Source organism: Bremerella volcania (genome assembly GCF_007748115.1).
Taxonomy (GTDB): Bacteria; Planctomycetota; Planctomycetia; order Pirellulales; family Pirellulaceae; genus Bremerella; species Bremerella volcania.
Map to the genome: position 1 here is coordinate 3,960,870 of NZ_CP036289.1, position 14,434 is coordinate 3,975,303.

The following is a 14,434-nucleotide window of genomic DNA, read 5'->3' on the forward strand; positions in this document are numbered from 1 at the left end:
GTGGATTACCCAGTCTGGTCCTCTCCTTCCCTCGGGAGCTAGGGGGGCAGACTGGGGATCCCGCCCGTTATCGGCCACGGGAATGATCCCTGGCGGCACCCACGAACACACCTTCACCCGCCGGCATACGCAAGGAGAAATACCATGGGGCTGAAGATTGATCGCGACGTACACCGCTTCCGCGAAATCGTCCGCGGCCGGATTCGTGATAATCTTCGGAAGTACATTACCCACGGCGAGATGATCGGCCGGAAGGGGAAGGACTTGGTTAGCATCCCGGTCCCCAGCCTGGATGTGCCCCATTTCAAGTACGGCAAAAACAAAGGGGGCGTTGGCCAAGGGGACGGAGAAGTCGGCGATCCCATCGGCAAGGGGGATGATGGCGACGGTGCCGGCCAGGCTGGCAATGAACCCGGCCGTCATATCCTGGAAGTCGACGTCCCGCTCGAAGAACTCGCCGCGATGATGGGGGACGAACTCGAGCTTCCCAAGATCGAACCGAAGGGAGATGCCAATATCTCCCAGTACAAGAATCGATACGACAGCATTCGCTCGACCGGTCCTGAATCGCTGCGTCACTTTCGCCGCACTTACGTGAAAGCCTTGCGGCGACAGATTGCCTCCGGCATTTATAACCCGAAAAACCCGATCATCGTCCCGGTACGCGAAGACACCCGCTACCGTAGCTGGACCAGCATTCCGCAGCCGGAAGCGAACGCGGCGATCATTTACATCATGGACGTCTCCGGTTCGATGACCGACGACCAGAAGGAAATCGTCCGCACCGAAGCGTTCTGGATCGATACGTGGCTTCGCAGCCAATACAAAGGGGTCGAACGCCGCTACGTCATCCACGACGCGGGCGCCAAAGAGGTCGACGAGAACACGTTTTATCACACGCGAGAAAGTGGCGGCACGCGGATCAGCTCCGCTTACAAAGTCGCTCAGCAGATCCTGGAAAAAGAGTTTCCCATTTCAGAATGGAACATCTACTGCTTCCAGTTTTCCGACGGCGACAACTGGGGCGAAGATAACCGCACCTGCATGAAGATGCTGGAGAACACGCTGATCCCGGCGTGCAACTTGTTTTGCTATGGCCAAGTCGAAAGCCCCTATGGCAGCGGCGAATATATGAAGTCGCTCGTCAATCAATTTGGCAAGAACCATGAAACCCTGATCTTGTCTCACATTGAAGACAAAGATGCGATCTACGACTCCATCAAGCAATTTCTCGGTAAAGGTAAGTGAAGTTTTCCCTGAGGTAGCTTTTATGTCGACAGCCGATTTGAATCCCGAAACGCCCCATACGTACCTCGTACGCGTGGGGCACAACCAGATCACCGTCGTTTGCCAAACGGCAGCCGAGGCGATTGAGCGAGCCAAGAAGCAGCTTCGCCGCGACTTTCCCCGTATGTGGGACGTGATCAGTTCCCTTTCGGAAAGCAAGTTCGAGGTTCAGGAACTCGATTGAACGTCGAGACCAAGGAGGATATCCCATGCCCATTACGCATCGCAGCTTCGCCAATCTGCCGGAAGAGCTGGCCGAAGTGCAGGTCGAAATCGAGCAACATGCGCTCGATTACGGCTTGGACTTCTTCCCGACGATCTTCGAGTTGGTCGACGTCGAGCAACTCAATGCGATCGCCGCGATGGGTGGGTTTCCAACGCGTTACCCGCACTGGCGTTTCGGCATGGAGTTCGAGCGGTTATCCAAAGGATACCACTACGGGCTGCAGAAGATCTACGAACTGGTCATCAACAACGACCCCTGCTACGCCTACCTGCTTGCCAGTAATCATTACGCCGACCATAAGCTGGTCATGGCACACGTGTACGGGCACTGCGATTTCTTCAAGTGCAATCAATGGTTCAGCAAGACCGATCGCAAGATGATCGATCAGATGGCCAATCACGGCAATCGCATTCGCCGCTACATGAATCGGTTCGGCGTTAGTGAAGTCGAAAACTTCATTGATGCCTGCCTGAGCATTGAAGACCTGATCGACATCCATTCTCCCTTCATTCAGCGATCTCGCGGCGAGGACCGCTACAAGTTCGAGTACAACACCGACGGGGACGATGCTGGCCAACCTGCCCGTGACTACAAACTGCCAGCCAAAGGGTACATGGACAACTTCATCAACCCGAGAAAGAAACCATCGGACGATGAAGAAGCACCGCGACCAGCCATGGCGATTCCAGTCCCGGACGAGCCCACGAAGGACGTGATGTTGTTCCTGCTAAAGTATGCCCCACTGCGTCCTTGGCAATTGGACGTGCTGTCGATGATTCGGGACGAAGCTTATTACTTCGCTCCCCAGGGGCAGACGAAAATCATGAACGAAGGGTGGGCCACCTACTGGCATTCGACCATCATGACGCGGCACGGCCTGCATGCCTCGGAGGTGATCAACTACGCCGATCATACCTCCGGCACCCTGGCCAGCAGTCCGACACGATTGAATCCTTACAAGTTGGGCCTGGAACTGCTCCGAGACATCGAAGACCGCTGGAATCGCGGCTGCTATGGCCAGGACTACGACGACTGCGATGATTTCATCGAGCGGCAAAACTGGAACACGGAAGTGGGCCTGGGACGTGGTAAGATCTTCGAGGTACGTCGCATCCACAATGATCTGACGTTCATCGACGAGTTTTTGACGCTCGATTTCTGCCGACGGTACAAGATGTTCCAGTTTGGCTACAACGAGTCAACCGAATACTACGAAATCGAAAGCCGCGAATTCCCCAAGGTCAAACAGCAGTTGCTGTTCAGTTTGACCAACATGGGTCGGCCCGAGATTTTCGTCACCGACGGCAACTACAAAAACCGGGGCGAGTTGTTGCTTTCACATCGGCATCACGGAATCGAACTGAAGATGGACTATGCCCGTGATACGTTGACCAACTTGTACACGCTCTGGAAACGCCCCGTGCATATTCAATCGACCCTGGACGAGCAGGAAGTACTGCTCAGTTGGGACGGAACGCATCATGAATGCGTGAAACTAGAAACAAAGTAGCAATTCGTTAAGAAAGGAATTCATCGGAAGGAGGGCACAATCATGACCCAAGACATAAGACAACGCCTGGATAACCACCCGGCGCCGAACAGGAAGTTCGAAACGGCGCTAAACCAGGGAAAGGTTACGGCTACCGACCTGACGGTCGAAAAAGTGGGCGTGTCGACACGCCACATCGATTACCGATTCAACGAGGCCAAGAGCCATGAAGCGGCAAGTGACGTTGCGGAAAACCTGGTTCGCCGTGTCGACTACCTGCTGGAACCTCTGGCGATCATTGAACGCGATCCAAGTGAGAGCAAAATTCAAATCCGCTCGCAGAAACCATCCGCCGATGGGCCGACGCGGCGCTATTATGAGGTAAACGTCGACGGCCAAGGTGTCTCGATCGACCGCTATCAGGCCTCCGGCAACGCTCGCGAAAACGACGACATCAACCTCACGCGGGAATCATTTGAACGATTGTGCCGCGATCTGGATGAAGCCGCTGTGCCGAAAAGTCGGAAGTAAGTGGTCAATTCCCCAAGGCCCTGTGGCAATACCCTGCCCTTTCGCACCACTTCGATGAGACGAAGGGATTTGATAGACTAATCGCTTGGTGAGACACAACTGGTCCCTTGCGAGAAGTCCGATTCATGAGCCACGGCCGCCCCGGTTCCGCCCCGCTTCCTGAGCCCTCGATCATTCCTACCGAAGGTTGGCATTGCAGCCACTTTTATTACACCTTCGACCGAGCCCTGCTGACCGGGTACTCGCCCGAGGAACTCGCGGCTGGCTCGAAAGAGATCATCGACATCCTAGACCCGGACTCGGAGGCCAGCCCTAAGCGTCTGCAAGTATCGATCGTCAACGGTCATAAGGCCGACTTTGCCCTGATGCTGATGGACCCCAACCCGCTTGTAATCGACTCGGTCCACCAGCGTTTGATGGCGAGTTCGCTTGGTGCTGCCCTGCAGCCGACTTATTCGTTTGTTTCGGTGACCGAGATCTCCGAGTACGTACCTTCGATTGAACAATATGCCGAGCGTCTGATTCGCGAAGGAGAAGAGAAAGACTCTCCATCGTACGAAGCTAAAGTCAACGCCTACGCCAAGCGTCTGCCGATGATGAATAATCAGCGGCTTACGCCAGACTTCCCCCCCTACCCTGCTACGTGCTTCTATCCGATGAACAAGAAGCGAAAGGTGGGTGAGAACTGGTTCTTGCTCCCCTTCTCGGCTCGAAATGCCTTGATGGCCGAGCACGCTCAAAGCGGCATGCAGTTCGCGGGCAAAGTTTCGCAGCTGATCACGGTCAGCGTAGGGCTGGACGACTGGGAATGGGGAGTCACCCTCTGGGCCCGCAATCCTGAATATCTGAAAGACATCGTCTACAAGATGCGATTCGACGAGGCGAGTGCCCGATATGCTGAATTCGGCCCCTTCTACACCAGTTACATCAGCAAGGCCGAAGAGATGCTGAAGCATTGCCGAATTGGAAATGTCTACTAAGCAGAAGGTTTGCCCCATGAGTTCCAATCGCCCCCTCAAGATCGATGACATCAAGAAGCCGGAATTAGCGGAGGGGGCGCATCCGTTTGCCGAAGAAGAACCCGAAGGCAAACAGGCCGATGCCCACGCGCCGGTCGACTACCGTGGAGCCTACGAGACCGCAGGCAAGTCGAATGGGGTGCTACTTCTCAGCATGGCACTCACGGGGTTCGTAGCCAGTGCGTTGCCACTTTCCCGGTATGGCTGGCCGGAAATGGGTTGGCAGTTGGGCCTGTTCGGCTGGCTCGTCTCGTGGATCATCGCGCTGCCGGCGCTCGTTTTTGCCGTAAATGACCTGAAAGCCATTCGTCTGGGTCGATACACCGACCAAGGCAAGTGGATGGTCACGCTCGCTTTCTGGTTGACGCTACTAACCGTCGTAAACTCGATCGCCACGGTTGTTGTCGTATTAGTTTTCGGCGCCGGGTGAGAAGTCAGGCAGTTCCAACATCGGATCGGTTAACTCGGCCGGGCTGCCCTCTTTCTCGTCCCTAGCGTTGGTGGCCTCATCGGTCTTTTTCTTATCCTTGTCCTTTCGCGGAATCAGAAAGAGACGCACCTTGGTTCCCTCCGCGGGGATATTCTCCGTAAATGCTTCAAACCAGAGATCGTTATTAACGTCGGTGCTGGGAACAGGCAAATCCATCATCGATGACTTGAAATTGCTAACGCAGATCAACTCCCCTCCTTCGGCCGCATATACCATTTTGCCTGGTAATGTGTCGGGATCGACCCCTTCTTCTTTCGCCTTCATCACGGCTTCGATCGAAACGTCTTTCCAGAAGTAGCTGCCTGGAAAGACCCAATCGTAGGTCATGACCTTCTTGGTCCTTGCGTCACGCACCCAGTCCTGGGCCTTACGAGTTTGCAGCTTGCCGTCGGTATCCTTCCATTGAACCAGGACGTCGATCCTTTGCCCCGATGGTGGTTGATACTCGGGATCGAATTGGACGGGGCGTCCCTGTTCGGCCCCAATTGCTAATAGCCCTGCATGAACGACATAGGCATCCGTAGCAACAGCGACGACCGACTCGTGTTCTTTAGTTCGTCGCAAACACGCGAACATTTCAAGCGAGCCTTTCCGCAGGCAAATCTCACCATCCATGATGACCATCTTCCGCTTCGTGTCGATCCACACCGGCATGTTGGGCATCAGCTTGCGGATCGCCGGCTTTTCTGGCTTCTTTTCGTCGTCCGACTTCGCACCTTCTGTTTCTGTCTCGGCAGGCTTAGGCGATTCATCCGCGGAGGTATCTTCCTGTGCCAATAACATCGAGCACGGCAGCAGTCCTGAAATCAGCAAAGCCAGAAGGACCCAGGTTACGTTGCGTTGATTGCGGTATGTCGTACCCATGGCAAAACTCGGTAGAAAAGGGGTTCAGGGGGGCGTCAAACTTCGCCCACATTGCTAAGATGGTCTATCCCACGTGGAAGTCAAAGCCGCGTGAACAGACCGGTAAAGTTTATTCTAACAAACTCTCGCTTGATGGAAGCCATGGCCACGGACATTAGCCCCCGCAGCAAGGACGACCAAGCCACGACGCCAACTGCTATTCCTGCCTGGGCCAAACTCGCCAAGGGTACGGCCTCAGGGGTCGATCTCAAGGACTGGGAGTCGTGGAAAACCTATCTGAAGAAGCGAGATAATGTCTCTCCGCTCCAATCGCTGGTCTCAGGCAAGAAAACATCGCCGCTGGCATGGGCTCTGTTCGCGGACGAGACCCTAGATTCGCGGACGCTCCCCCTTTTGGAAACCTTAGGCGAAATCGCCTCGGGCCGAACGCGGCCCAATGCGGATACCGTCAAACAGCTCGAAAGCTGGTTGAACGACCTGGAACGACGCATTGCCGAACGCAATCTAGTGTTAGAACTGTTGGCCGTTACCCATGCCCTGCCCAACCTGGCCGTGGTCACCAGTGCCCAGTTGTGGTGGCATCTGCTGGATAAGATCGTCAGTCATACCAACGACGCGGTGGCCACCAGTTTTGAAAACAAAGTCTTCGAGCAAGGACTGGCAGGGGAGCTTCCGTTGGCCCTCGCGTTCGTCTTCCCCGAATTGAAAGCCTGTCGCCAAATGGGCAAGCCGGCAGTTCGCGTACTCGACGAAGGCATGCAAGCCCTGACCGACGGTGAAGGACTGCCCAAAGTCGATCAGCTTCTGCACCTCCGAGCGATTCTTGCCTGCTGGACGCGGTCGATCGTCATGATCAAAAACGCCGACGGGCTGCGTCTCTCGAAAGATGCATTTACTCAGTATCAATGGCTCGTTCGTCATGCATTACGACTGACGCGCAGCGATGGCACGCTAACGCTTTCCCAGGGCATCTCCAGTGCCTACAGCCGACACTTGCTGCAATCAGCCCTTGCCCAGGGAGAAGATGAAGACGACAACGAGATCGCCGAACTCACTCTGCCGAAGATGAAAGGCAAAGGAAACGCGCTTCATTTGCCGACGCCCAGCTACGAATCAGCCTGGAGCCAGTTTGCCTACCTGCGCTGCGATTGGAGCCGCACGAGCCCGCGGCTGGCTGTCCGTCACGATTTGGAGCCGCTGATTGTCGAACTGGAATCTCGCGAAGAGATCGTCATGAGCGGCACTTGGGATACCACCATCCTGATCGACAGCGTTGCCATCTCGCCAGCGGGGAACTGGGAACAGGTCGGCTGGCAGTCGGACGATGATGGCGATTACCTGGAACTGGAACAAGAGTGGACCGACGGCGTGAAGCTGCAGCGGCTCATCTTCCTGGCTCGCGAAGACAAGTTCCTGTGGGTGATGGATACCGTTCTACTCGATAGTCCGGTGGGCAAGATTCAATACCAATCGCAGCCCCCGATCGTCTCGCATGCCAAGCTTGGTACCTCCGCGGAAACGAATGAGGTCTTCGTGGAACTTCCCGGCTCGAAGGTCACGCTGCTGCCGGTGGGCATCAACGAATGGCAAAGCGATACGACCCTTGGCAAGATCGGCGTGGTCGACGACGAGCTTTCCTTGCAACAAACCAGCGGCGGCCGTGGATTAGTTGTCCCCATCTTCTTTGACTTGACGAGAAAAGGACAAGGCAAACCTCTGACCTGGCGTCAGTTGACGGTCGCGGAAAAGCTGGTCATTCAGCCACGAGACCGAGCCGTTGCTTACCGAGTTCAGACCGGCACGGGTCATTGGGCTTTTTACCGGTCGTTGACCGACAAAGCGAGCCGAACGTTCCTCGGCGTCAACTTGATTGCGGAAACGCTCGTCGCACGGTTTGACGAAAATGGCGATATCGAGAAACTCTTGGAAGTGGAAGCTTCCTAACTCTTTCCTCCGCAACCTCATGCACATGCAACTTCGCGAAAATTTGGACCGCGTTCGTGAAAAGATCGCTGAGGCGGCCAAGGCGTCTGGCCGAGTTGCCGATGATGTCTGCTTGATCGGCGTCACCAAGTATGTCGATGTCGAGACCACCAGGACCCTATACGAACTAGGCTGCCACGACCTGGGCGAGAGCCGCCCGCAGCAATTGTGGAGCAAGTCGGAAGCCATGGCGGACTTGTCACCCCGCTGGCACATGATCGGGCATCTGCAGCGGAATAAGACCAAACGGACCATTCCCCTTCTTTCCTTCCTGCACTCAGGCGACAGTCTGCGTCTTTTAGAAGCTGCCAAAGAAGACTGGCCGCATGCAGAGCCACTGCCGGCGTTGATCGAAGTGAATATTTCTGGCGATAAGGCCAAGCACGGCTTTCCGCCCGCTGAAATCGCCCCGGCCCTGCGACAAATTGCCGCGTTGAGTCACTTGAAAATTGTTGGTTTGATGGGAATGGCTTCGCTGGAGGGAGGTCGAGATCAGGCCCAAAGGGACTTCGCCGCCTTGCGTCAGTTACGCGATACGCTGCGAAATGAATGCCCCGATGAGATTTCGCTCGATGAACTCTCAATGGGCATGAGCCACGACTTCGACCTAGCGATCCTGGAAGGAGCGACGATGGTTCGTGTGGGGTCGACCCTGTTCGAGGGAATCGACGGTGGACATTAACGTCACGCCTCATCCCGAGGGTTGCCTTCTCGACTTGAAAGCTCAGCCAGGTGCCCGAAAAACCGAATTTCGGGGCATTCAAAACGGTGCCCTGAAGGTCTGTGTGACCGAAGTGGCCGAAAAAGGAAAAGCCAACAAGGCGATCCTGTCGTTCCTCCGAAAAACTTGGAGACTGAAAGGCTCGCAGTTGGAGATCATTTCCGGCCAGACGGCTTCGCACAAACGGCTGTTGATTCGTGATCTTTCTCCCCAAAAAGTATTGCAACTTTTGAAAGATTGCGGCTTAGAGGACGAATAATGGACATTCCGTCCATTTCACCTTGATGACGGAATGTCATTGAAATAGCATGTGCTTAGCATGCTAAATTTCATGAAACTCCGAGCTTAAGTAGGCGGTAAGCTTGCGAGTTGATCCCCTATCCTAGTCTTTGTCTTTTCGCGGAAATCTCATGAAGCGGCGGGTCGGAAAATTTGTCGGACTGTTCGTCGTCACTCTCTTTGCACTCGCCGTGATGTACGTCAGTGGCGGGCGGAATGATTTTGGTGCCCAGCAAAAGGAAACGGATCCCACTGCGGTTGTGGAAACGCTCGCGCCGGTCACGGTGATGCCACTGAACCGGCAGCACATCGAGATCCTTGACAGCTATGCCGGCACGATTCAGCCACTGGAAAGCTTCTCGCTAGCTTTTCAACTGGCTGGGCAGGTTGAATCGCTTGGGACAAACCAGGAAGGACGTCCGCTAGACATTGGCGATCGTGTCAACACAGGTCAAATTCTCGCAACGCTCGATACACGGATCTTGATTGCCCGCCGCGAAGAAGCGAACGCCAATCTGGAAAACGCGCAAACCGAATTCCAGCGACTGGTGAGTCTGCGGGAGAGAAGCCCAGGTGCAGTCACGCAAACCGCCTTCCAACAAGCAACTCAAGTGCTGGCAGTCGCCAAGGCGATGAAAGACATCGCCGAGAAGAACTTGGAAAACGCTCAACTGGTTGCCCCGGCTGACGGCGTCATCTCGGCCCGCATGATCAACCCTGGCGAGACGATCAACACACAACAGACGGTGTTCGAACTGGTTCAGGTCGACAAGGTATTGCTGACCGTGGGCGTCCCTGAGTCTCGCATCGTCGCGATGCAAAAACAGTTTAATGCAACGCGACGCGCCGCCAGTGCCAACATGCAAACAGGCACGCCAGACCCGACGTCGAACTTCAAGGTCTACGTTCGCAGATTTGACACTTCGTCCAATTTGGAGAAAGACACGGTTCTTGAAGGAACGGTCTATCGAATTGCCGAGACGGTTAATAATCGCAACGGCCTGTTTGAAGTGGAAGTTCTCTTGGATAACGCAAGCCGCTTGCTCAAGCCAGGTATTGTTGCCAAAGCCGATTTCGTGATTCGTGAAATCGATGGTTTTCAAGTACCGGTCGAAAGCGTGGTCTTCAACGATCGCGTCGCGAGCTTGTTCTTCGCCCAGCCGGCCACAGAACATCCCACTTCGACGGTTGATTTCGTTGGAATGGATGTCGCTGAGGTCCCAAACTTCGTGGCGCATCGCATTGAGATCCCCAGCTATATCGAGCAAGGCAGGAATTTCATTCTGACGGATCTACCAAGCAAACATGACCTGTTGATTGTCCAAGGTCAGCATCGCCTGGTGGAAGGCCGCCCGCTTGAGATCATGAGCGGCACAACCAGCGCAGGCAACTCAGGCGTTTCACCTCTTTCCGAGATTCCTCCGATGGCGGAGGTCTCGCGTCTTGGTGGCCAGCCAGGGGGAAAGTAGGCAGAGGGAACGCACACGATGAAAATTAGCGCGAACGCGATCGATCAGCCTCGATTCGTGATTGTCTGCACGATGATTCTGATGGTGGCCGTTGTGATGGTCGCCCTCAACATTCCCGTGCAGCGCACGCCTGCGATCTCCAAGGCCGTTGTCCTGGTAGCCGTTCCTTACCCTGGCGCTCAGCCGGTGGAAGTCGAAGAGCAGATCACTAGCAAGATCGAAGATGCCCTGCAAAAACTGAAGAACGTCGACTTCATCGCCTCGACCAGCATGCGAGGCTCGAGCGTTACCCAAATCATCTTCCTCGACGGAGTCGACCCCGATCAGGCACGCGGCGAAGTGAAGGACCTCGTCGATGAGATCCGGCGGGAACTTCCAGTCGCCCGCGAAGTTCAACCTTCGGTTACCGATATCGACTTCGAAAACACTCCCTTGATGCTGGTCAACATGACCGCCCCCAAAGGGTTCGACGAAGCCGCACTCAAGACGCTTGCTGAAGAGGTTCAGGAAGAACTCGAAACCATTCCCGGCATCTCCAACACGCAGCTATTCGGCGGTCGAGAACGCGAGCTGCATGTGAACGTGAACGTCGATCTTGCGGCGGAGTATGGCTTGACCCTGGGTGACTTCCGCCGTGCCCTGTCCGACTTTCATGCTGAGATGCCCGCCGGTGAACTCGACACCGGCACTTTCGATTTCCGCGTCCGGAACGAAACGCAGTTCCGTGGTGTCGACGACATTCGCAACGCGATCATCAGCCAGATGGACGGCAAGGTGATCAAGATTGGCGACGTCGCGACCGTCGAGGACACCTACCGCCGTCTTAAGAACGTGGCGCTGCTCAACGGTGAGTCGTGCGCGACGATCATCGTCAACAAAGAAGCCGACATTAACACTCTGGCGGCCGCGATTGCGGTGAAGGAGAAGGTCAACGAACTTCGCCCGCAATATCCCAACATCAAGTTCCGGATTACACGCGATACGTCGGCCGAAATCTCGATCATGTTTCGCGTTTTGGGTTCCAGCTTTATCTTTGGTGCCATGCTGGTGCTGGTGATCCTGGCTTGGACGATGGGCCTGAGAATCTCCTTCCTGGTACTGACCGCCATTCCGCTCAGTTCGGCGGTGGGCTTGATCGCCCTGTACGCGCTGGGTATCCCGGTTTCCAACATGGTGATCTTTGCGTTCATCCTGGTGCTGGGCATGGTGGTGGACGGGGCGATTATCGTTGCCGAGAACATCCACCGTCACATCGAGCGGGGTGAAGACCCGGTCGACGCGGCCAAGATTGGCATTGAGGAAGTCGGCACGCCGGTGATCATGGCCGACCTGACTACCGTGGCGGCGTTTTTGCCGATGCTGCTTGTCCCTGGCATCATGGGGGACTTCATGCGGGTGATGCCGGAAGTGGTTAGTGTGTCGCTACTGGGTAGCGTGCTGGTCGACCATTTTTTCATTCCCGTCGTAGCGGCTCGCTGGTACGGGCGCCGCAAGGCCAGCGAAGTGGTGCCAGATAAGACCGTTCACGAGGCGATCGCTCGAGACGAAGACGAAGCAGAGATTCGCATCCGTCCGAACTTGGGGCTGTTCACCAAGATTTACATCTATATTCTCCGCTGGGCGCTGCAAAATCGCTGGGCGGTGAGCCTCAGCACGATTCTGGTTTTAGTCTGGGCCGGATTCATGATGGTGCACGTGGAGAAGGAGTTTTTCCCGCCCAGTGACCGTGGCCAGTTTGAGGTGAAGTACGAACTGCCGCTGGGGAGCAGCATCCACCAGACGATCGCCGCGGCGGAAGCTATCCAACAACCATTGCGTGAACTCGGTGCCCGTCCCAATAGCGAGTTGGTGAATTTCGTTTCGGCCCTGGGATCGTCCGAGGGGCTCGCCAGTCGTTTAGAGAACGACCCGGCCGTCGGGCCTGAGTTCGGCACCGTCATGGTCGAACTGCTTTCCCCGTTGGATCGCGATCGGCACGAACGCTTGATCCTGGCCGAACTTCGCGAAAAGTTCGATCAAACGGTCAAGCAGTTTCCCGGCATGACCTACACCATCCAGGAAGTGGAGGAAGGCCCGCCGGGCGGCGCCAAGGTCGCCGTGCGTTTTACCGGGGATGACCTGGAACAGCTGGGCTTCGTCGCCGAAGCCACCACCGCCGGCATGCAGCAAATCGAAGGTGCCGTCGACGTAAAGACCGACTATCGCAACTTGAATCCGGAAATCGTCGTCGAGCCCTTCCCCGAGGTCGTCGGCATGTACGGCATGTCCGAAATGCAGGTGGCCCAGGCCATTCAAACCGCCATCAACGGCGACACCACGATCGAACTCAACTTAGGGGACGAAGACGTCACGCTTCGCTTGCAAGCAATGAGCGACTATCGGGCCTCGAAAGAGCAACTCGAGCGAATCATGCTCACCAGTCCTACTGGCAAGAAGGCGACGATCGGCCAGATAGCCAGACTGGATCGCGCGACAAGCCTGTTCGCTGTGAATCGCTACGACCGAAAGCGGGCCGTTACCGCCAAGTGCGACGTGATTGAGAATCCCGATACTGACAAAATTTTTACGCAACTCCGAGAAGAAATTCTCCCTTCGCTCGGCTTCCGTCCGGCGAATGAGACGGCCGTCAGCTTTATGGACATGGCATTCATCGGAACAGTTGGCACGCCGTCGGAAGGCCTTCGAGCGGAATTCACAGGCGAGAGTGAAGAGACCGCTAAGAACATGAACTACTTGAGCGCATCGATGATCATTGCCGTGATTCTTATCTTTGCGATCCTGGTGTATCAGTTCGCCAGCTTCCGCCAGGCATGCATCGTGATGCTGACGGTACCGCTCAGTTTCGTGGGCGTGGTCGCTGGCATGTTCATCAGCGACTTCCCCTTCAGCCTGGCTACGTTTATTGGGCTTGTCAGCTTGACTGGCATCGTGGTGAACGATGCGATCGTGGTGGTCGACTTCATCAACCAAGGCCGTAAACGAGGTCTGAAAGTTCGCGATGCGATCATCGAAGCAGGCATCAACCGACTTCGCCCGGTGATGCTGACCACCGCTACCACGGTTGGCGGTTTGCTGCCGCTGTTTTTGAATCTCAGCGGCGGGGCCGAATTCTGGCAGCCGCTCACAGGTGCGGTGATTTTCGGCCTGGCGTTCGCGACGATCCTGACCTTGTTGGTCATTCCCGTCGCGTATAGCCTGGCCTATTTCAATGCCGACAAGAAGGCCGCTTCAGCTGCGTAATGATGTAGCCGCTTAGTTACCTGTTTCTTGAAGCTGCGGATCGGAGGGAATTTCCACGGGAGTTTCTGGAATATTGATCTCTAATTCCTCTTCGTCAACCGTTGGTCCCATCAAAGCCTTATCGACGGCTTTCTTCAATTCGGCTGCCAGATCGATGTCGAAGTTCTGATCCGCCACTCCCTTCTCATCGGCTAAATCCTTGGCCGATGCGACAAGATCACGCAGATCTTCATCAGGAACGTTGTCGCGGAACTGGAGGTTACCATCGGGCTGCTCGTCGGCGATACGTCCATCGAGCAAAGCCTTCAGTTCGTCTTCGCTGATTTTCTTCTCAAACGCGCCGTGGGCAATCCGCTGAAGCTGCTTCTTGGCGTCGGCTTTCTCTTCGTCACTCAATCCGGATGGCTCGATATATTTCGAGCGGGCAATCTCAACCGGCACGGCGGTAAACGCAGGAGACTCCAAAATGTTTTCAGCCACGCTACCAAGCTGTTCCATCGAAATATCGCCGTCACGATACCCCTGGGCAACGCGGGACACCTGTTCTTTCATTCCCGCCTTTTGATCTTCGGGAAGATCAAATTCATCGATGGCGGCGTTCAGTTGAGATTCGGCCAGATTGGCAGCCATCACACCGATGTTAATGTAGACGTAGTAACCGACCCCGCAGGCAACGCCCGCCAGAACCAGGCACACCACCAGGCAGCCAATGATCGCGGTGGTACAACCGCCGCCAGATTTTTTCGGTTCTTCGACGGTAAATTGATCGTTGGACATCGGTGCAAACTCCTTTTGTGTATAGCTTCAACGGCGCGGACGGCTAGTGCGAATCGCTG

At 55.6% G+C, this 14,434-nt stretch carries 13 protein-coding genes; 11 read left to right on the forward strand and 2 right to left on the reverse strand.

Annotation, left to right across the window (positions count from 1 at the left end):
* The first annotated feature begins 144 nt into the window (after positions 1-144).
* The 6 genes from Pan97_RS15710 (at position 145) to Pan97_RS15735 (ending at position 4,982) form a co-directional block, all read left to right on the forward strand.
* On the forward strand, positions 145-1,248 hold the full coding sequence (locus Pan97_RS15710) for a DUF444 family protein (protein ID WP_144974129.1): 1,104 nt from the start codon (positions 145-147) through the stop codon (positions 1,246-1,248).
* A 22-nt stretch (positions 1,249-1,270) separates the two neighbouring features.
* Positions 1,271-1,471, forward strand: a complete 201-nt coding sequence (locus tag Pan97_RS15715) for a hypothetical protein (RefSeq protein ID WP_144974131.1) — start codon at positions 1,271-1,273, stop codon at positions 1,469-1,471.
* 25 nt (positions 1,472-1,496) lie between these two features.
* The gene (locus tag Pan97_RS15720; RefSeq protein ID WP_144974133.1) at positions 1,497-3,023 is read left to right on the forward strand and encodes a SpoVR family protein; all 1,527 of its coding nucleotides are present in this window, start codon (positions 1,497-1,499) and stop codon (positions 3,021-3,023) included.
* 42 nt (positions 3,024-3,065) lie between these two features.
* Complete coding sequence (locus tag Pan97_RS15725; RefSeq protein ID WP_144974135.1) at positions 3,066-3,533, forward strand: hypothetical protein; 468 nt, start codon at positions 3,066-3,068, stop codon at positions 3,531-3,533.
* A 125-nt stretch (positions 3,534-3,658) separates the two neighbouring features.
* The gene (gene hemQ, locus Pan97_RS15730; protein ID WP_144974137.1) at positions 3,659-4,513 is read left to right on the forward strand and encodes a hydrogen peroxide-dependent heme synthase; all 855 of its coding nucleotides are present in this window, start codon (positions 3,659-3,661) and stop codon (positions 4,511-4,513) included.
* Between the two features lie 16 nt (positions 4,514-4,529).
* Complete coding sequence (locus Pan97_RS15735) at positions 4,530-4,982, forward strand: hypothetical protein (RefSeq protein ID WP_144974139.1); 453 nt, start codon at positions 4,530-4,532, stop codon at positions 4,980-4,982.
* Here the strand turns inward: Pan97_RS15735 and Pan97_RS15740 are convergent.
* Positions 4,962-5,906: a YdjY domain-containing protein gene (locus tag Pan97_RS15740; protein ID WP_144974141.1), complete on the reverse strand. Its 945-nt coding sequence runs from the start codon at positions 5,904-5,906 to the stop codon at positions 4,962-4,964. The genes Pan97_RS15735 and Pan97_RS15740 overlap by 21 nt on opposite strands.
* 141 nt (positions 5,907-6,047) lie before the next feature.
* Between Pan97_RS15740 and Pan97_RS15745 the strand changes: the two genes are divergently transcribed.
* From Pan97_RS15745 to Pan97_RS15765, 5 genes are all read left to right on the forward strand, one after another.
* Positions 6,048-7,850 (forward strand): hypothetical protein, encoded by a 1,803-nt coding sequence (locus tag Pan97_RS15745; RefSeq protein WP_144974143.1) that lies wholly within the window; start codon positions 6,048-6,050, stop codon positions 7,848-7,850.
* Between the two features lie 25 nt (positions 7,851-7,875).
* A complete protein-coding gene (locus tag Pan97_RS15750; RefSeq protein ID WP_196782116.1) occupies positions 7,876-8,571 on the forward strand; it encodes a YggS family pyridoxal phosphate-dependent enzyme in 696 nt (231 codons plus the stop codon).
* Positions 8,561-8,869 (forward strand): DUF167 domain-containing protein, encoded by a 309-nt coding sequence (locus tag Pan97_RS15755; RefSeq protein ID WP_196782117.1) that lies wholly within the window; start codon positions 8,561-8,563, stop codon positions 8,867-8,869. The genes Pan97_RS15750 and Pan97_RS15755 overlap by 11 nt, the downstream gene beginning before the upstream one ends.
* A gap of 151 nt (positions 8,870-9,020) precedes the next feature.
* Positions 9,021-10,358 carry an efflux RND transporter periplasmic adaptor subunit gene (locus Pan97_RS15760; protein WP_144974146.1) on the forward strand — a complete coding sequence of 446 codons (1,338 nt, stop codon included), beginning with the start codon at positions 9,021-9,023 and terminating at the stop codon, positions 10,356-10,358.
* Positions 10,359-10,376: 18 nt separating this feature from the next.
* On the forward strand, positions 10,377-13,598 hold the full coding sequence (locus Pan97_RS15765) for an efflux RND transporter permease subunit (RefSeq protein ID WP_144974148.1): 3,222 nt from the start codon (positions 10,377-10,379) through the stop codon (positions 13,596-13,598).
* Positions 13,599-13,610: 12 nt separating this feature from the next.
* Here the strand turns inward: Pan97_RS15765 and Pan97_RS15770 are convergent, their stop codons facing one another.
* Positions 13,611-14,375, reverse strand: a complete 765-nt coding sequence (locus Pan97_RS15770; RefSeq protein ID WP_144974150.1) for a hypothetical protein — start codon at positions 14,373-14,375, stop codon at positions 13,611-13,613.
* Positions 14,376-14,434 lie beyond the last annotated feature (59 nt).